Raw genomic sequence first — 17,005 nt, forward strand, 5'->3', positions numbered from 1 at the left:
CGCCTAGCTTATTGCGGGCTGCCGCTTCGCTCCCAGGGCCACGACGACCAGGCACGCCGCCGCGGCCAGCGCACCCGCGCCGAACATCACCGGGTAGGTCAGCACCGCCCACCGCTGGGACAGAAAGGCCAACGCGGCGGGCACCGCGAAGCCGAGATAGCTGATCCCGTAGAACACCGCGGTCAGCCCGGCCAGATCGTCGGGATCCGCGATGCGCTGGATCTCCTGCAGCCCCGCCAGCAGCGCCATCCCGTACCCGGCGCCGAGCACCGCGGCCGCGGCCAGCGCGGCCCAGACCGTCAGCACCGCAGCCGCCCAGGCGGCGGTCGCCATCCCGAGGACCAGCAGCACCAGGGCGATCACCACGCCGCGCCGTCCGCCGGTACGGAGCCGGCGCCCCAGGTGCTGGACGGCAAAGCCCACCCCGAGGGTGACCACGCACATCAGCGCCGAGAACGCGATCGGGGCCGCCGCTACGCGGTCCGCCATCAGTGCGGGCAACACGGCGTAGGCCGACGCACCTGCGCCGAACACCCACGGGGCTACGGGCACGACCACGAGCAGGAAGCTGCGGTGCCGAACCTGCGCCGGAACGGTATTCCAGGCGGAAAAAGTCGAGTGACGCGCTGCTGGAATACCGTTCCGGCGGGGGAAACGGGTTTCGGGGGCGGCGGTGAGCAGCGCGGCGGCGGCCAGCGCCAGCACGATGTTGACCGCATAGGACAGCACCGTCGGCGCCGGCGCCCACTGCGCCAGCGTCCCGGCCACTCCGGCGCCCAGGCCGAACCCGGCTGTCAGGCTCATCGCGGCACGCCGGGCGCCGGCGTTCCCGTCCTCCCACGGCGGACTGGACAGTTCCTTGAGCCAGGCGCCACCGACAGCCATCGCCAGTCCGAGCGCGATTCCGCTGAACACCCGGCCCACGGCCAGCAGCAGCGCCGAATCCGCCCCCACGGCGAGGATCGACGAACCGAGCGCCGCCAGTACCGGGGCGGGCAACATCAGCGGACGACGGCCGTAGCGGTCGGACAGCGGGCCACCGATGAGCAGCGCCGGCACGATGCCGAGCACGTAGGCGAACAGCAACAGGTCCACGGTCAGGGCCGAGAAAGCGCCGTTGGACCGGTACATCACCAGCAGCGGCGTGAACTCGTTGCCGCCCCACGCGATCGCGCAGGTCGCTGCGGCCACCGTGAGCCATTGCCGGGGCCGGCCACGGGTTCCGGTCTCGACCGGCTGCTGGGAGATCAGTGCCGTCACCGTCGACACCCTTCATTACTGAACACTTTGTCCACTATATATGAGCCGCAGAGTCGGGCAGCAAGGGTCCGCCGAACGGGTACTCACTGACCAGTGCAGTGGTGTTCGCAACACTTACCGCAGGTAAACCGTCATTGGATTGCGCCGATGAGCAGAAAAACTGTAACGTGTTCTAATTCGAGACACATACGGGAGGCCCACCGTGAGTACTGACACATCCGCGGGAAGCGCGGGTATCCGCGAGATCGACACCGGCGCGCTACCCGACCGGTACGCCCGGGGTTGGCACTGCCTCGGCCCGGTCACGGACTACCGCGACGGCAAGCCGCACGGCGTCGAGATCTTCGGCACCATGCTCGTCGTCTTCGCCGACTCCCAGGGCGAGCTGAAGGTCCTGGACGGTTACTGCCGCCACATGGGCGGAAACCTCTCCCAGGGCACCCTCAAGGGCGACGAGGTGGCCTGCCCGTTCCACGACTGGCGCTGGGGCGGCGACGGCAGGTGCAAGCTGGTGCCGTACGCCAAGCGCACGCCGCGGCTGGCGCGCACCCGCGCCTGGCATACCGACGTGCGCGGCGGGCTGCTGTTCGTCTGGCACGACCACGAGGGCAACCCGCCGCAGCCCGAGGTCCGGATCCCCGAGATCGCCGAGTTCGCCGACGACCAGTGGACCGACTGGCGCTGGAACTCGATGCTCATCGAGGGTTCCAACTGTCGCGAGATCATCGACAACGTCACCGACATGGCGCACTTCTTCTACATCCACTACGGGTTGCCGACGTACTTCAAGAACGTGTTCGAAGGCCACATCGCCAGCCAGTACCTGCACAACGTCGGCCGCCCGGACATCACCGACATGGGGACCACCTACGGCGAGGCGCATCTGGACTCGGAAGCCTCGTACTTCGGGCCGTCGTTCATGATCAACTGGCTGCACAACAACTACGGCGGCTACAAAGCGGAGTCCATTCTGATCAACTGCCACTACCCGGTCACCCAGGACTCGTTCATGCTGCAGTGGGGTGTGATGGCCGAGAAGCCCAAGGGCGTCGACGAGAAGACCTCCGACAAACTGGCGCGGGTGTTCACCGACGGTGTCAGCAAGGGGTTCCTGCAGGACGTCGAGATCTGGAAGCACAAGACCCGCATCGACAATCCGCTGCTGGTCGAGGAGGACGGCGCGGTCTACCAGATGCGCCGCTGGTACCAGCAGTTCTATGTGGATGCCGCCGACGTCACCGCTGAGATGACCGACCGCTTCGAGATGGAGGTCGACACCTCGGCGGCCAACGAGAAGTGGAATGTCGAGGTCGAGGAGAACCTCAGGCGTCAGGCCGAGGAGTCCGAGGAGTCCGAGGGCACCCAAGACGCGGAGCACTCACCCCAGGTGTCATGACATGACCACGGACCGACGACCACCGGACGTCGATCGGCTGGCCCGGTCGATGCTGCTGCTCCACGGCGGCCATGACGACGACGATCACGAGCACGGGTCCGGCGGTGAAACTAACAACAGCGGATCCTGGCGCAAGGCACCGGATTTCGCGTCTGACCCGGAGCGAGCCGCCGCAGTGCGCGAGAGCACCGCACGGGACCGGGAGCGGTACCTGACATCCGGGCTGGTGCCGATCGACTGCCGCTTCTGCCACGTGTCGGTCGCGGTCAAGAAACTGGGCCCCCAGCACACGGCGGTGCAGTGGAACGTGCAGGCGTCACAGCGATGCGCGCATTTTGCCGAGATCCGGGAGTCCGGTGGCGACCCTGCGAGGGCGAGATCGTGCCCGCGACTGGCCGACAGCATCAAGCACGCTGTCGCCGAGGGATGCCTCGACGAGGTGTCCACCGCCCCGGCACCCGGCGACGGCTGAGCGGGATCCGCCGGCACCGGTGACACCGGCTGTCGCTCACCGCGCCAGCCAACCCCCGTCGACGGGAATCACCGCGCCGTGCACGTAGTCCGCCGCCCGGGACGCGAGGAACAGAACGGCACCGACCATGTCGTCGGGCGTCCCCCACCGGCCGGCGGGTATCCGCGCCGAGATCGCCTCGTTTCGCGCGCTGTCCGCGATCAGCGCTTCGTTCATGTCGGTGCTCACATAGCCGGGCGCGACGGCGTTCACGTTGACACCGTGACCTGCCCACTCGTTGCACAGCGCCTTGGTCAGTTGCGCCACCGCGCCTTTGGCGGCCGCGTATGCCGGCACCCGGAACCCGCCCTGAAAGCTCAACAGCGACGCGAGGTTGATGATCTTTCCCTCGCCCCGCTGCACCATCGGCGCGCCGAAACCCTGGCACAGCTGGAACATCCGACCGAAGGTTGACGGCCAGCATGGTGTCGAAATCCGCGAGCGGAAACTCGACGGCATCGTGGCGGATCTGGGTCCCGGCGTTGTTGACGAGGATGTCGACGCGGCCGGCAGCCAGCACGGAGGTGACCGCTTCGGTGATCGAGTCCTCAGACGCGAGGTCGATGCCGTGGTGGGACAACCGCCGCCGGTGCTCCGCCGCGACGGCGTGCAACTCCGGGCCGGGCACCGCGCGCTGGAGGGTGACGACGTCGGCGCCCGCGCGCAGCAGACCGGCGGCCAGCGCCTGGCCGATACCCCGTGAGGCAACCGGTGACGGCCGCGGTGCGGCCGGTCAGATCGAACAGCGATTCGGACATGTGAGGCAACGTTATCGAACTCCGTTGTCGAACAACACCGCCGTCCCGCACTCTAGAGGCCGGTGAAGCGCTCCTTGACCTGTTCGTCGGTCAGACCGTAATCCGCCAACGAATACGTGTGCTTCGGCGCGCGCGGCCCCTGCCTGCTCTCGGCGTGGGTGGCTGCCATGGCGTGCCGGGCGGCGTCGGTCATCTCGATGCCGAAGTGCGCGTACACCCCCTCCACCGCGGCTATCGGATCCTTGATCAGCGCGAAGTAGTCCATGTCGTAGAACTGCGCCGGATCGTGTTTGGCCCGTTCGGCGTTAGACAGCCGCAGGCCGCGGGACCAGGTCTCCATCGAATCGGCGCCGATGACGTCCCCGACGAAGGTGTTCGACCACCCCTCGGTGGTGTGCTGGGCCAGCGAACACATCGAAGCCATGATCGTCTCGGCGGGGCGGTGGCACTGCACCACCAACGCGTCGGGATAGGTGGCGAGCAGTGCGTCCAGCGCGAACAGATGACTGGGGTTCTTCAGCACCCAGCGCTTCTCGCGGTCGTTGAGCCCGATCAGTTGCAGGTTCTTGCGGTGACGCTGATATGGCTTCGTCCAGTCCTGCCTAGACAGCCACTGCGAGTACGTCGGCACATGCGCCAGCGTTTCGTAGGAGACCGAGTGCAGCGACTGGCGCAGCAACTGCCAGCACTCCTCCACCTCGTCGGCGGTCATGAAATGCAGCCCGGTGTAGTCTGGGTTCTCCTCGTGCGCCTTGGCGAATTGGGCGTCTATCTGCTGGAAAACGGGGTTCTGCGACCAGGTTTCGCGGGGCGGGCGCGGTTGCGGGAACTCCGCTAGCCACAACTCCAGACCTTGATGTCGCGGGTCGGCAGCCAGCAGGCGGTGGATCGCCGTGGTGCCGGTGCGCGGCAGGCCGGTGACGAAGATCGGTCGTTCGATCGGGACGTCGACGTGTTCCGGGAACTGCTTGAACGCCGCCTCGGAGACCAGCCGGGCCACCAGCGCGTTGCGGACGAAGAACCGCTGCATCTTGCTGCCGAACTCGGTCAGGTCGGCGTCGCGCTGAAACGACTCGAGCAGCACCCCGAGAGCCTCGCGATAGTTGTCGTCGTCGCTGCCGAAGTCGTCGAGCCCGCAGGCCTTGGTGGCCGAGGCGTGCAGGTCCGCTACGGAGCCGACGTTGGTCCGGGCACTGGTCCCGCTCACGCCTTGTACTCCCCGCAGTTCACGTCGAGTGCCTGTCCGGTGATCCCGCTGGACAGATCGCTGGCCATGAACAGGATGGCCGACGCGACCTCCGCCTCGGTGGGCAGCCGCTTGAGATCCGACGCTGCCGCGGTGGCCTTGTAGATCTCGTCGACGGTGGTGCCGTACTTGCCGGCCTGATGGTCGAAGTAGCTCTCCAGGGTCCCGCCCCAGATATAGCCGGGCAGAATCGAGTTGACCCGGATGCCCTGCTCCCCCAGCTCGGTGGCCAGCGACTGCGACATGGCCAACAACGCTGATTTGGCCATCTTGTAGGCGCCGTACTTCGCCTGCGAATGCCGCACCACCATCGAGTTCACGTTCACCACGGAACCGTTCGACTCGGCCAGCGCCGGGGTGAAGCCCTGGATCATCCGCAGGGCCCCGAACACCGTCAACTCGATCGCGTAGCGCATATGGTCGAACGTGGTGTTGGCCAACGGCTTCATCGACGGCACCCGGAACGCGTTGTTGATCAACACGTCGACCCGGCCGTAGGCCTTCATGGACTCGTCGACCAGGTTCTTCACCTGCGTCTCGTCGGTGATGTCGGTACCGACCGACAACGCGCGCCGACCGAGGTCGGTGATCTGCTTGGCGACGTCCTCGAGCCGCTCGACGGTGCGCGCCGCCAGCACCAGATCGGCGCCCTCCTCGGCGCATCGTCGCGCGAGCGTCGTGCCCAGCGCGGGCCCGACGCCGCTGATGACGACGACCTTGCCTTCCAGAAGTCCTCCGGCACCAGCCATCGTCAACCCACCATTCTCTCGCCAATTTGTTTCTGGCGCAGCGCGATCCGCGCCCGCCAGTCTTCCTCGGTGATCTTGTTGCTTTCGTAGTGCGGCAACGCGCCCGCCACCTCGTCGAAGTCGACGAGGTCTACGGTCGGGCCGTCGGCCTCGGTGAGCTCCCGGGAGACCCGCTGCCAGCGGAACTGGAGGAATCCCTTGTGATGCCCCAGCGTCTCCACCCAGTTCGTGACGCCCGGGTTCCGGTCCGACACCACGATGCGGATCTTGCCGTCCGGATCTGCCTGCGCCTGAGTGCCGTTCAGCGAGGTCTGGTGGTTGATGTAGTCCAGGGAGATGTACCACAGGCTCCCGAGTTGGAAGCCCAGATACGGGGCGTCGGTGACCGGCAGCGTGATGATCAGCGCCTGGTCTTCGGCCAACTCGAACTGTCCGGCCGACGAGTACTGGGTGGCCAGCCCACCCGGTGTCAGCCGGGGCGCCACCATCGTGTTGGCGGGACTGTCGTTGTAGAACCACTGCGGAAACTGCAGCCAGGTCTTCACACGCTGTACCAGCTGCTTACCGGCGACGGCATAGCGCTTCTCGATGAGTTCTCTGGTCAGCGGTGGCGGCGCCGTGCCCGCCGTGTCGGTCCGCGAGATGGCGAACGTGCCGCGCTGGGCGGACCAGTCGTTGTACACCTCGCGGATCACCAGCTGCGACGGGCCGGGCGGGGTGAAGCGCCATTCGAAGGTGCCGTCGGCGGCGATGTCGAGCTTGCGGTCGTCGAACGCGGTCTCACTGTCGGGCACGTTGTCGTCGGTGTAGTCGCCGCCGAGCAGCTGGAAGCTGACATCGGTGGTGGTGCCGCGCCGGCCGGTGACGACATATTCGTGGCCGGGCGCCACGCGGGTGCCGAAGTACATCGTGTCGGGATTGTCCAGGCCCATCTTGGTGAACGGACCGGTGCCGCTGTGCAGGAACGGGTGGTCGCGGTCGTAGTCGAAGGCCACGTGGGTGCAGGCCGCGATGCATCCCGCGAGGTACTGCAACCCTTCGAGCAGGTCGGCCTCGGATTCGATGAACGGCGCGGCGGCGACGAGCTGTTCGGCTTCGGCGATGGCATCGGCCAGCGGCTGGGAGTACATCACGGGACTACCTCTCACTTTCCAGACTGTTCCAATATTGGACCGGGCTGGTAGAGTTTCCGACCTGACACTAGAACGCGTTCTAATTCGAGTCAACGGGCGGGGGCATGCGGGAGGCCGAGGAAGCACCGACGAGCGCGGGTCGAGCCTCCCCGCCGACGGCCCGGGTCGTCGCCGTCCTCGACTTCCTCGCCGCGCATCCGCACGACGGCTTCGGCTTGTCGGAACTGGCCCGCCGGGTCGGGATGAGCAAGCCGACCTGTCTGGGCATCGTCACCACCCTGACCGAAGCGCGCTACCTCGTTCGCGACGCCCGCGACAAGACCTACCGGATCGGCCCCAGGCTGATCGCGCTCGGACACACCGCACAGGAGTCCATGCGGGTCAACCCCGCGGCGCGCACGGAACTGCGCCGGCTCTCGGCGATGTACGGCACCACCGCGGCGCTGTCCGCGGTCATCGACGACCGCATCACGCTGCTCGAACTCGTCGGGCCGCCCGGCGCCGACACCGGCGTTCACGTGGGCCAGAGCTATCCGTTCGCGCCGCCGGTGGGCCTGATGTTCGTGCTCTGGGACGACGAGGCACTCCGCGCCTGGCTGGCGAAGGAACCCACGATCCCGCTGCGCACCGACACCGCCCGCCTGGACCGGGTGATCGCCGAGTGCCGCGCCGCCGGCCACCTCGTCGAACGCCAGACCCCCGGCGGCCGGCGCCTGTACTCGCTGATGGCCGGGATGTCGAGCACGCTGCCGGACGAACTGCGGGCCCTGTTGGGCGAACTCGTGTCCGACATCGGCGAGCGGGTGTATCTGCGCACAGAGGACGGCCGGGACAGCAGCGGACGCCGCAACACCCGTTCCGACATCAGCGTGATCTCGGCGCCGGTGTTCGACCACCACCAACGACAGGTCATGGTCGCGTCGATGCACATCGGAGAGTCGTTGACCGACAGCGAGATAGCCCGCCGGGCCCGCTCACTCATGGCGACGGCCGACGAGGTCACCGCCCAGTTCGGCGGTGTGAAACCGGACCACTAGCTGGTGGCCGCGAGCGCGAACGGCAGCACCGCCGGTGCTCCCGCCTCACGCACGATGCGCGCGGCCATAGTCAGCGTCCACCCGGTGTCGGTCAGGTCGTCCACCAGCAGCACCGGTCCGCCGGCTGCCTCGACAACACCGGCATCGGGAGGCGACCACGAACGGTGCAGTGCCGCGACCCGGTAGGCGGAGTTCGCCGCGATCACCGGCCGGCGATCCGGCGCGTACCGCAGCGTGCCGAGGTCGGTGAGCCGACCCAGCTCGGCGAGCTTGCGGGCGAGCGACGAGATCAGCAGCGGATGGGTGTCGGAGTCCAGCGCCATCACCGCTGTCGGCCTGGTCGCCCATTCCCACGACGCCAACACCTTGACCGCCGCTTGCACGACGTCGTCGGGAACCTCGGCATCGGCATCGTCGAGCAGCTTGCGCAGCCGGGCGCCCCAGCCCAGATCGGTCAGCCGCCCGATCGCCCGCCCCGGGGCCGGGCCGTCGGTGATCCGCCCGCTGAGCTCCACGCCGAGCTTGCCCAGCCCCGAGGGCCACTGCTTGCGAGGGCTGAGTTCGACCCCCGGGCGCATCAGGCGCTGCCGGGTGTCCTCGGCCGCGGTTGCGTCGACGTCGACCGCCGGCCGGACACCCGTGCAGTTGTCACACCGGCCGCACCGCTCATCGGCACCGAGTTCGGGATCGTCGAGTTGGCGGCGCAGAAAGGCCATCCGGCATTCCGCGGTCTGCTGGTAGTCGAGCATCGCCTGCTGCTCACGCTTGCGGGCTTCGTCCAAATTGCGGTAGCGGGGTTCGTCGTACTCCCAGTCTGCACCGGTACCGACCCAGCCGCCCTTCACCCGCCGCACCGCACCGTCGACGTCGAGCACCTTGAGCACCATCTCCAGTCGGGACCGTCCGAGGTCGACGAGCGGTTCCAACGCCGGTGTCGACAACGGCCGCTCCAGGTCCAGCTCACCGATGACCTTGCGCACCATGGCTTCCGACGGGAACGCCACAGAGGCGAAGTAGCGCCAGACGTCCTGGTCCTCGCGGCCGGGGAGCAGGATCACCTCGGCGCTCGCCGTCGACCGGCCCGCGCGGCCGACCTGCTGGTAATAGGCGATCGGCGACGAAGGCGCGCCGAGGTGCACGACGAACCCGAGGTCGGATTTGTCGAAACCCATGCCCAGCGCCGAGGTGGCGACGAGCGCCTTGACCCGGTTGGCCAGCAGATCCGCTTCGAGTTGCTCACGTTCGGCCGCCTCGGTGGAGCCGGTGTAGGACGCGACCTCATGTCCCTGCTCCCGCAACAGCGCGGCGATGTCGTGCGCCTGGGCGACCGTCAGCGTGTAGACGATGCCGGAGCCCGGCAACGAATCGATGTGTGCGGCAAGCCAAGCGGCGCGTTGCGCCGGGCTGCCCGCGTCGACCACCGACAGCCGCAGCGACTCGCGGTCCAGCCCGCCGCGCAGCACCAGCGTGTCCTTGCCCGCACCCGAGCCACCGACGCCCAGTTGCGTTGCGACGTCGGTGACCACGCGGTCGTTGGCGGTGGCCGTGGTCGCCAGGACCGGGACGTCGGCACCGAGTTCTGCGATCAGCGTGCGGATCCGCCGGTAATCGGGCCGGAAGTCGTGGCCCCAGTCCGAGACGCAGTGCGCCTCGTCGACGACGACGAGCCCGGCGTCGCGGGCCAGCGCGGGCAGCACCTGATCGCGAAAGTCGGGGTTGTTCAACCGTTCCGGGCTGACCAGCAGCACGTCGAGCTCACCGCCGCGAACCCGGTCGTGGATCTCGGACCAGTCGGCCATGTTGCTCGAGTTGATGGTGGCCGCTTTGACGCCCGCACGGGCGGCGGCGGCCACCTGGTTGCGCATCAAGGCCAACAGCGGCGACACGATGACGGTGGCCCCGCGCCCCTCGGCGCGCAGCAGCTTGGCGGCGATGAAGTACACCGCTGATTTCCCCCAGCCGGTGCGCTGCACGACGAGCGCGCGGCGACGCTGCACGACCAGAGCTTCGATCGCCGTCCACTGGTCGTCACGCAGCCGGGAGTCCGGGCCTGCCAGCTGTTCGAGGATCGTCTGGGCCTCGGCTCGTGTCGCCATGGCCCCATCGTGCCCGGGGGGTGCGACAGCCTGCCCGACGGCCCCGCCGAGGCCGCAGAACACGCTTGCCGTGCCTGCGCCGGAGCGCGGGCACGGCAAGTGCGTTTCCAGCTAGCGGCGACCTGCGTCAGTTCGACGGCGCCTCAGGCGTCTCGGCAGCCGGCGCAGGTGTTTCTGCGGCCTCCGGGCCGGTCGCCGTCTCGGTGCCGTTCCATACGGCCTGTGCCACCGGTGTCGGTGTCACCTGAACGTTGCACTGGTTGTTGATGGCGCTGACCGGCTGATAGATCGCCGTCAGTTGGTCCTTCACCTCGGGGTTCTCCTCGAAGTACGTGCGGAAGGCCTCTTCGGCCTCGGGCTGTGCCTGCGACGCGATGTTCGACAGGGTCTCGTTGGTCTGCGGATTGGCCGTCAGGTATGCGCCTTCCGAGGCGGCTGCGGTGCTGACGGTGCCCGCGACTCCGGCGGCGGAGCAGTCTGGACCTGGCGCCGGCTGGGCGTTGGCGACCGGCGCGACGATCGCAGCCGAGCCGAAGGCGAGCAATCCGCCGGCGAACACGCCGAACAGCCCGCGGCGCACGGTGGTAGCGGAGGTGTTCATGGAAATCACTCCTCGTCAATCGGTCGAGCACGCGACCATTCGGTCGCACCCCGAGGCCTAGCCGATCGACGGGGCCGCCAAACACCCGACGTCTGCCACAGGCCCGGCCCGAGCGGCGTCGACGCTGGTCAGCCCTGCCGTGGAGTGATCTGAAAAATGTCTATGCCGGGGTGCCCATCTCGCGTTTGATCTCGAGTGCGATGTCGATGAGTTGGTCTTCCTGGCCGCCGATGAGTTTGCGTTGCCCGGCGCGGTGCAGGAGTTGGTGCGCGGGCACCCCGTACCGCTCGGATTGGCGGATGGCGTGTTTGAGGAAGCTGGAGTACACCCCGGAATAGCCCATGATCAGCGCGTTGCGGTCCAACAGGCATTCGGCCGGCATCGCTGGGGCCACCACCTCCTCGGCGGCATCGGCGATCTCGAAGAAATCGATCCCGGTCTTCACGCCGATCTTGTCGAACACCCCGATCAACGCCTCGACCGGCGCGTTGCCGGCTCCGGCGCCGAACCTCCGGCACGACCCGTCGATCTGCTTGGCCCCGGCACGGACGGCCTCGATGGAGTTGGCCACCCCCAGACCCAGGTTCTCGTGACCGTGAAAGCCCACCTGGGCGTCGTCGCCGAGCTCGGCCACCAGTGCCGAGACCCGATCGGCGACACCTTCGAGCACCAACGCCCCCGCCGAGTCGACCACATACACACACTGACACCCGGCATCGGCCATGATCCTCGCCTGCTTGGCGAGCTTGTCCGGCGCAATGGTGTGGCTCATCATCAGAAACCCGACGGTCTCCAGACCGAGCTCGCGGGCCAGGCCGAAGTGCTGGATCGACACATCGGCCTCGGTGCAGTGCGTGGCGATCCGGCAGATCGACCCGCCGTTGTTCTGCGCCTCTTTGATGTCTTCCTTGGTGCCCACCCCGGGCAGCATCAGGAACGCGATCTTCGCGTTGCGGGCCGTCTGCGCCGCAAGCTTGATCAGCTCCTGCTCCGGGGTCTTGGAGAACCCGTAGTTGAAGCTCGACCCGCCCAGACCGTCACCGTGGGCCACCTCGATGACCGGAACCCCGGCGGTGTCCAGCGCCGCGACGATCGCGCCCACCTCGTCGGCGGTGAACTGGTGGCGCTTGTGATGACTGCCGTCGCGCAGCGACGTGTCGGTCATCCGGATGTCCCACATCGGATCGAAATAGATGGTGTCGATGCCACTCATGCTTGCCCTCCTGACGACGCGGACAGCGATGCCCCGGCACTCTGCTTGGCGATCTCCTCGCCGACTTTCGTCGCCGCAGCGGTCATGATGTCCAGATTCCCCGCATACGGCGGAAGATAGTCACCGGCGCCTTCCACCTCGATGAACGTCGTCACCACCGCCTGCCCGCCGGAGTTCATCGACGGATCGTCGAACTGCGGGTCGTTGAGCAGCCGGTAACCCGGCACATAGGTCTGCACCTCGGCGACCACATCACGGATCGACTGCGCGATCGCGTCCCGATCGGCGTCCTCGGGGATCGCGCAGAAGATGGTGTCCCGCATGATCATCGGCGGATCGGCCGGATTCAGGATGATGATCGCCTTACCCCTGGCAGCGCCGCCGATGTGCTGCACTCCGGCACTGGTGGTCTTGGTGAACTCGTCGATGTTGGCCCGCGTCCCCGGCCCCGCCGACGCCGAGGACACCGACGCCACGATCTCCCCGTAAGGCACCGGGACCACCCGCGACACCGCGTGCACGATCGGGATGGTCGCCTGACCGCCACAGGTCACCATGTTCACGTTCGGCGCGTCGAGATGCTCCCGCAGGTTCGCCGGCGGGATCACCCCCGGCCCCACCGCCGCCGGTGTCAGATCGATCGCCCGGATCCCCGCCTCCGCATACCGCGGCGCCGCATCCCGGTGCACATACGCACTGGTGGCCTCGAACACCAGGTCCGGTTTCTCGTCGCGCGCCAGCAACCAGTCCACACCCTCGTGGGAGGTTTCCAGGCCGAGCTTGCGCGCCCGGGCCAGACCCTCACTGTCAGGGTCGATGCCGATCATCCACCGCGGCTCCAACCACTCCGAGCGCAGCAGCTTGTACAACAGATCGGTGCTGATGTTGCCCGATCCCACGATCGCGACGGATGCCTTGTCAGGCATGGATTCTCCCTGTCATTCGCAGTCATTCGCAGTCATTCGCAGTCATTCGCAGTCATTCGAAACTCAGTTGTACTGAACCTAGCCCGCTGAAGTCGGCGACAAAATGGCTGCCCGCGGGTGCGTCTATCGCACGTGTGCACGACCCTGGCAACACGATGTCACCGGCTTTGAGCCGGACCCCGAAAGCCTCGACCTTGCGCGCCAGCCACGCGACCGCGGTCACCGGGTTCCCCAGCACCGCATCGCTGCGCCCCTGCGCGACGACCTCGCCGTTGTTGGTCAGGACGGCGTCGATAGCTCGTACATCGATGTCCTTCGGGGACACCCGCGCCTCGCCGAGCACCCAGCCCGCCGACGACGCGTTGTCGGCGATCGTGTCGCAGAGCTTGATCTGCCAGTTGGTGATGCGGGTGTCGATCAACTCGATCGCGGGAGCGAACGCCGCCGTCGCGGCGAGCACGTCGTCCTCGGTGCATCCCGCCCCGGGCAGGTCGTCGGCGAGCACGAACCCCACCTCGACCTCCACCCGCGGATACAGATAACGCTCGGAGCGGACCGGAACATCTTCAAAGACCTGCATGTCGTCGAGCAGATGCCCGTAGTCGGGCTCGTCGACGTTCATCATCTTCTGCATCGCCTCCGACGACAGCCCCACCTTGTGCCCGATGATCCGGGCACCGTCGGCGACCCTCTGACGGATGTTGATCAGCTGGATCTCGTAGGCATCAACCACATCGATGTCGGGGTTGCCGTCGGTCAGCGGCGAGATCGGAACCCGGCTGCTTTCCGCCTTGGCCAGGTCAGCAGCAAGTTGCTCACGCATCTCGGAACTGAGCATCTAGGTGAAGTCCCCTCGTTTCGTCGACCGGCACAGTTGTGGGTCAGCCGCGCGATTCTATAACGTGTTCTACATGACTGGACAGGAGTACGACGTCATCGTGGTGGGCAGTGGCGCTGCCGGCATGGTTGCCGCCCTCACGGCCGCCCACCAGGGTCTGTCAACAGTAGTCCTCGAGAAGGCCCCGCACTATGGCGGTTCCACTGCGCGGTCAGGTGGTGGGGTGTGGATCCCGAACAACGAGATCCTCAAGCGCGACGGCGTCCGCGACACCGCCGAGGCGGCCCGCACCTATCTGCACTCGATCATCGGCGACGTGGTACCGGCGGAGAAGATCGACACGTATCTGGACCGTGGTCCGGAGATGCTGTCGTTCGTGCTGAAGCACTCGCCGCTCAAGCTCTGCTGGGTGCCGAACTACTCCGACTACTACCCCGAGAGCCCGGGCGGCAAGGCGACGGGCCGGTCGGTAGAGCCCAAGCCGTTCAACGCCAACAAGCTCGGCACCGACCTGCCCGGCCTGGAGCCGCCGTACGGCAAGGTTCCGATGAACATGGTCGTGCTGCAGCAGGATTACGTCCGGCTCAACCAGCTCAAGCGACACCCCCGCGGAGTGCTGCGCAGCCTGAAGGTCGGCGTGCGCGCGACGTGGGGCAAGGTCACCGGCAAGAACCTGGTCGGCATGGGCCGCGCGCTGATCGCCCCGCTGCGCATCGGGCTCCAGAAGGCCGGTGTCCCGGTGCTGCTGAACACCGCGCTGACGGACCTTTATGTCGAGGACGGAGTGGTCCGCGGCGTTTACGTACGCAACACCACCGAGCCCGAATCCGCTGAACCGCGGTTGATCCGGGTCCGCCGCGGGGTGATCCTGGGCAGCGGCGGGTTCGAGCACAACGAGCAGATGCGGGTGAAATACCAGCGCGCGCCGATCACCACCGAGTGGACGGTCGGCGCGAAGGCCAACACCGGCGACGGCATCCTGGCCGCCGAGAAGCTCGGTGCCGCTCTGGACGTCATGGAGGACGCCTGGTGGGGTCCGACGGTCCCGCTGGTAGACGCGCCGTGGTTCGCTCTGTCCGAGCGCAACTCGCCGGGATCGATCATCGTCAACATGTCGGGCAAGCGGTTCATGAACGAGTCGATGCCCTACGTCGAGGCCTGCCACCACATGTACGGCGGCCGTCACGGGCAGGGCCCGGGGCCGGGCGAGAACATCCCGGCCTGGCTGGTGTTCGACCAGCGTTACCGCGATCGCTACATCTTCGCCGGTCTGCAGCCCGGGCAACGCATCCCGAAGAAGTGGCTGGAGTCGGGCGTGATCGTCTCCGCCCCGACCCTCGACGAGCTGGCGGCGAAGACTGGCCTGCCTGCCGGCGCCTTCAAGGAGACCGTCGAGCGGTTCAACGGCTTCGCCCGCTCAGGAGTCGACGAGGACTTCCACCGCGGTGAGAGCGCCTACGACCGCTACTACGGCGACCCCACCAACAAGCCGAACCCCAACCTCGGCGAGATCGACCACGGGCCGTTCTACGCGGCCAAGATGGTCCCCGGGGACCTGGGCACCAAGGGTGGCGTCGTCACCGACGTGCACGGCCGCGCGCTGCGCGACGACGGTTCGGTCATCGAGGGTCTCTACGCGGCGGGCAACGTCAGCGCCCCGGTGATGGGCCACACCTACCCCGGTCCCGGCGGCACCATCGGCCCGGCGATGACGTTCGGATATCTCGCGGCCCTGCACATTGCCGGAGCCGCTCCGGCGGCGACAGGCAAGGAGTGAGCCGTGCCAATCAACCTCGATGAAGCCATCGGCGCCGAGCTCCCCGCCGTCGATTTCTCCTGGACCAGCAACGATGTCCAGCTCTATCACCTCGGCCTGGGCGCCGGCGGCGACCCGATGGACAAGCGGGAGCTGCGCTACCTGGTCGACGGCACCCCGCAGGTGCTGCCGACCTTCGGCAACGTCGCGCAGAGCTTCCACATGACCGAGCCGCCCGCGGTGAAGTTCCCCGGCATCGACATCGAGCTCAGCAAGGTACTGCACGCCAGCGAGGCCGTCACGGTGCCCGGCCCCATCCCGGCTACAGGGTCCGGCACCGCGGTCACCCGGTTCACCGAGATCTGGGACAAGGGCAAGGCCGCGGTGATCTGGTCGGAGACGACCGTGACGAATCCCGAGGGCGCGCTGCTGTGGACGCAGAAGCGGTCCATTTTCGCCCGCGGCGAGGGTGGCTTCGGCGGAGACCGTGGCCCCTCGACCTCGTCGGGCACGCCGGACCGGGCTCCGGACCTCGAGTTGTCCGTTCCGACATCACCTTCGCAGGCGCTGCTGTACCGGATGTGCGGTGACCGCAACCCGCTTCACTCCGACCCGGATTTTGCTGCCGCAGCAGGATTTCCGCGTCCGATCCTGCACGGACTGTGCACCTACGGGATGACCTGCAAGGCGTTGGTGGACAACCTGCTCGACGGCGACGTCACCGGGCTCAAGTCCTACGGCGCACGGATGGCGGGCGTGGTGTTCCCCGGTGAGACGCTGCGGGTGAACGTGTGGAAGGGCGACGAGGGATTCAGCGCCGTCGTGACCGCCCCGGAACGCGACAACGCCGTCGCGCTGTCCGGAGTGGAGTTCGTCCCCGCCTGACCGCTATGCGCAGAGCTCGGCGATCCGCTCGGCGGAGGCCTGGGCGTCGTTGAGGCGGGTGGTCTGGGCCGCATCCTGACTGGATGCACCGGCGAGCTGTCCCATTCCGATGTACTCGAGGTTGTTCGCGAACGCCCGCACCTCATCGGCGAGCTCGGCCGGCACCGCGTCGTCGAGCCGGGAGAGCAGGAACTGGCCGCCGCCCAGCGTGGCGAGGCGGGCGTTGGCAGCCACCGTCTGAGTGGCCACCCGGTCGGTGCCGAGGTCGACGTTGGTCTGCAGCGACACCGCGTTGCGCACCAGTTCGAACGCCGCGCACACCTCGGTCTCGGCCTCGGCGGACGGCTCGGCGCTGACCGAGGAACTGCCCGACGAGGGCGACCGCACCAGCCCCCACACCGCGAGCGCCACAGCGATCACGGCGAGGACGAGCGCGGCCGGGGCGATCCAGCTGGGTTTGGTGTCTGACATCACGCGATCATAGCCCTGCCGATGCTCACGATCGAAAGCGGTACACGGCAAGAAAATTGGCGACGTAAAACTCATGACCGGGTGCGGGCGCCCGGTTCGGCGCCCGTACCCGGTCAGTCAGTTGCTGCG

General features: G+C 67.6%; 16 protein-coding genes and 1 pseudogene. 5 read left to right on the forward strand and 12 right to left on the reverse strand.

The window, feature by feature from the left end:
* Positions 1 to 3: 3 nt before the first annotated feature.
* A complete protein-coding gene (locus WA944_RS20920; protein WP_526608303.1) occupies positions 4 to 1,260 on the reverse strand; it encodes an MFS transporter in 1,257 nt (418 codons plus the stop codon).
* 202 nt (positions 1,261 to 1,462) lie between these two features.
* Between WA944_RS20920 and WA944_RS20925 the strand changes: the two genes are divergently transcribed.
* The gene (locus tag WA944_RS20925) at positions 1,463 to 2,656 is read left to right on the forward strand and encodes a 3-ketosteroid-9-alpha-hydroxylase subunit A (protein ID WP_526647311.1); all 1,194 of its coding nucleotides are present in this window, start codon (positions 1,463 to 1,465) and stop codon (positions 2,654 to 2,656) included.
* 1 nt (position 2,657) lies between these two features.
* Positions 2,658 to 3,128 carry a hypothetical protein gene (locus WA944_RS20930; protein ID WP_526370904.1) on the forward strand — a complete coding sequence of 157 codons (471 nt, stop codon included), beginning with the start codon at positions 2,658 to 2,660 and terminating at the stop codon, positions 3,126 to 3,128.
* A gap of 36 nt (positions 3,129 to 3,164) precedes the next feature.
* Here WA944_RS20930 and WA944_RS20935 read toward each other — a convergent pair whose 3' ends face one another.
* The 5 genes and pseudogenes from WA944_RS20935 to WA944_RS20955 all read right to left on the reverse strand — a co-directional run bounded on the left by WA944_RS20935 (position 3,165) and on the right by WA944_RS20955 (position 7,050).
* Positions 3,165 to 3,566, reverse strand: a complete 402-nt coding sequence (locus tag WA944_RS20935) for an SDR family oxidoreductase (protein ID WP_526370906.1) — start codon at positions 3,564 to 3,566, stop codon at positions 3,165 to 3,167.
* A 55-nt stretch (positions 3,567 to 3,621) separates the two neighbouring features.
* A pseudogene (locus WA944_RS20940) lies at positions 3,622 to 3,861 on the reverse strand (SDR family NAD(P)-dependent oxidoreductase); the annotation flags it as partial.
* Positions 3,862 to 3,977: 116 nt separating this feature from the next.
* Positions 3,978 to 5,132 carry a sulfotransferase gene (locus tag WA944_RS20945; protein ID WP_526370908.1) on the reverse strand — a complete coding sequence of 385 codons (1,155 nt, stop codon included), beginning with the start codon at positions 5,130 to 5,132 and terminating at the stop codon, positions 3,978 to 3,980.
* Positions 5,129 to 5,920 carry an SDR family NAD(P)-dependent oxidoreductase gene (locus WA944_RS20950; protein ID WP_526370910.1) on the reverse strand — a complete coding sequence of 264 codons (792 nt, stop codon included), beginning with the start codon at positions 5,918 to 5,920 and terminating at the stop codon, positions 5,129 to 5,131. Before WA944_RS20950 ends, WA944_RS20945 begins: the two co-directional genes overlap by 4 nt.
* Before the next feature lie 2 nt (positions 5,921 to 5,922).
* Entirely contained in the window at positions 5,923 to 7,050 is a 1,128-nt protein-coding gene (locus tag WA944_RS20955; protein WP_526370914.1) for a hypothetical protein, read from the reverse strand.
* Positions 7,051 to 7,157: 107 nt separating this feature from the next.
* Here WA944_RS20955 and WA944_RS20960 point away from each other — a divergent pair, with 107 nt between their 5' ends.
* Positions 7,158 to 8,090 carry an IclR family transcriptional regulator gene (locus WA944_RS20960; protein WP_526610594.1) on the forward strand — a complete coding sequence of 311 codons (933 nt, stop codon included), beginning with the start codon at positions 7,158 to 7,160 and terminating at the stop codon, positions 8,088 to 8,090.
* Here the strand turns inward: WA944_RS20960 and WA944_RS20965 are convergent.
* From WA944_RS20965 to WA944_RS20985, 5 genes are all read right to left on the reverse strand, one after another.
* Positions 8,087 to 10,186 carry a RecQ family ATP-dependent DNA helicase gene (locus tag WA944_RS20965; protein WP_526610591.1) on the reverse strand — a complete coding sequence of 700 codons (2,100 nt, stop codon included), beginning with the start codon at positions 10,184 to 10,186 and terminating at the stop codon, positions 8,087 to 8,089. The genes WA944_RS20960 and WA944_RS20965 overlap by 4 nt on opposite strands.
* A 127-nt stretch (positions 10,187 to 10,313) precedes the next feature.
* Positions 10,314 to 10,787, reverse strand: coding sequence for a hemophore-related protein (locus WA944_RS20970; protein ID WP_526374050.1), 474 nt, complete (start codon positions 10,785 to 10,787; stop codon positions 10,314 to 10,316).
* Between the two features lie 160 nt (positions 10,788 to 10,947).
* Positions 10,948 to 12,000 carry a 4-hydroxy-2-oxovalerate aldolase gene (gene dmpG, locus WA944_RS20975; RefSeq protein ID WP_526610588.1) on the reverse strand — a complete coding sequence of 351 codons (1,053 nt, stop codon included), beginning with the start codon at positions 11,998 to 12,000 and terminating at the stop codon, positions 10,948 to 10,950.
* Entirely contained in the window at positions 11,997 to 12,926 is a 930-nt protein-coding gene (locus WA944_RS20980) for an acetaldehyde dehydrogenase (acetylating) (protein WP_526371576.1), read from the reverse strand. The genes dmpG and WA944_RS20980 overlap by 4 nt, the downstream gene beginning before the upstream one ends.
* A gap of 52 nt (positions 12,927 to 12,978) precedes the next feature.
* Positions 12,979 to 13,764, reverse strand: coding sequence for a 2-keto-4-pentenoate hydratase (locus tag WA944_RS20985; protein WP_526647312.1), 786 nt, complete (start codon positions 13,762 to 13,764; stop codon positions 12,979 to 12,981).
* A 73-nt stretch (positions 13,765 to 13,837) separates the two neighbouring features.
* Between WA944_RS20985 and kstD the strand changes: the two genes are divergently transcribed.
* Together kstD and chsH3 are read left to right on the forward strand one after the other, a co-directional pair.
* Complete coding sequence (gene kstD / locus WA944_RS20990; protein ID WP_526369525.1) at positions 13,838 to 15,541, forward strand: 3-oxosteroid 1-dehydrogenase; 1,704 nt, start codon at positions 13,838 to 13,840, stop codon at positions 15,539 to 15,541.
* A 3-nt stretch (positions 15,542 to 15,544) separates the two neighbouring features.
* Positions 15,545 to 16,405 carry an enoyl-CoA hydratase ChsH3 gene (chsH3, locus tag WA944_RS20995; protein ID WP_526369523.1) on the forward strand — a complete coding sequence of 287 codons (861 nt, stop codon included), beginning with the start codon at positions 15,545 to 15,547 and terminating at the stop codon, positions 16,403 to 16,405.
* A gap of 3 nt (positions 16,406 to 16,408) precedes the next feature.
* Here chsH3 and WA944_RS21000 read toward each other — a convergent pair whose 3' ends face one another.
* Positions 16,409 to 16,876, reverse strand: a complete 468-nt coding sequence (locus tag WA944_RS21000) for a hypothetical protein (protein ID WP_526608980.1) — start codon at positions 16,874 to 16,876, stop codon at positions 16,409 to 16,411.
* Positions 16,877 to 17,005: the final 129 nt, after the last annotated feature.

This window comes from Mycobacterium sp. (genome assembly GCF_049683355.1).
In the GTDB taxonomy this organism is placed as follows: Bacteria; Actinomycetota; Actinomycetes; order Mycobacteriales; family Mycobacteriaceae; genus Mycobacterium.

Bases quoted from the DNA above. Each gene is read 5' to 3' on its own strand.
- WA944_RS20930 (WP_526370904.1), top strand. From the start codon at position 2,658: ATGACCACGGACCGACGACCACCGGACGTCGATCGGCTGGCCCGGTCG.
- WA944_RS20935 (WP_526370906.1), bottom strand. From the start codon at position 3,566: ATGTTCCAGCTGTGCCAGGGTTTCGGCGCGCCGATGGTGCAGCGGGGC.
- WA944_RS20950 (WP_526370910.1), bottom strand. From the start codon at position 5,920: ATGGCTGGTGCCGGAGGACTTCTGGAAGGCAAGGTCGTCGTCATCAGC.
- WA944_RS20955 (WP_526370914.1), bottom strand. From the start codon at position 7,050: ATGTACTCCCAGCCGCTGGCCGATGCCATCGCCGAAGCCGAACAGCTC.
- WA944_RS20960 (WP_526610594.1), top strand. From the start codon at position 7,158: ATGCGGGAGGCCGAGGAAGCACCGACGAGCGCGGGTCGAGCCTCCCCG.
- WA944_RS20965 (WP_526610591.1), bottom strand. From the start codon at position 10,186: ATGGCGACACGAGCCGAGGCCCAGACGATCCTCGAACAGCTGGCAGGC.
- WA944_RS20970 (WP_526374050.1), bottom strand. From the start codon at position 10,787: ATGAACACCTCCGCTACCACCGTGCGCCGCGGGCTGTTCGGCGTGTTC.
- dmpG (WP_526610588.1), bottom strand. From the start codon at position 12,000: ATGAGTGGCATCGACACCATCTATTTCGATCCGATGTGGGACATCCGG.
- WA944_RS20980 (WP_526371576.1), bottom strand. From the start codon at position 12,926: ATGCCTGACAAGGCATCCGTCGCGATCGTGGGATCGGGCAACATCAGC.
- WA944_RS20985 (WP_526647312.1), bottom strand. From the start codon at position 13,764: ATGCTCAGTTCCGAGATGCGTGAGCAACTTGCTGCTGACCTGGCCAAG.
- kstD (WP_526369525.1), top strand. From the start codon at position 13,838: ATGACTGGACAGGAGTACGACGTCATCGTGGTGGGCAGTGGCGCTGCC.
- WA944_RS21000 (WP_526608980.1), bottom strand. From the start codon at position 16,876: ATGTCAGACACCAAACCCAGCTGGATCGCCCCGGCCGCGCTCGTCCTC.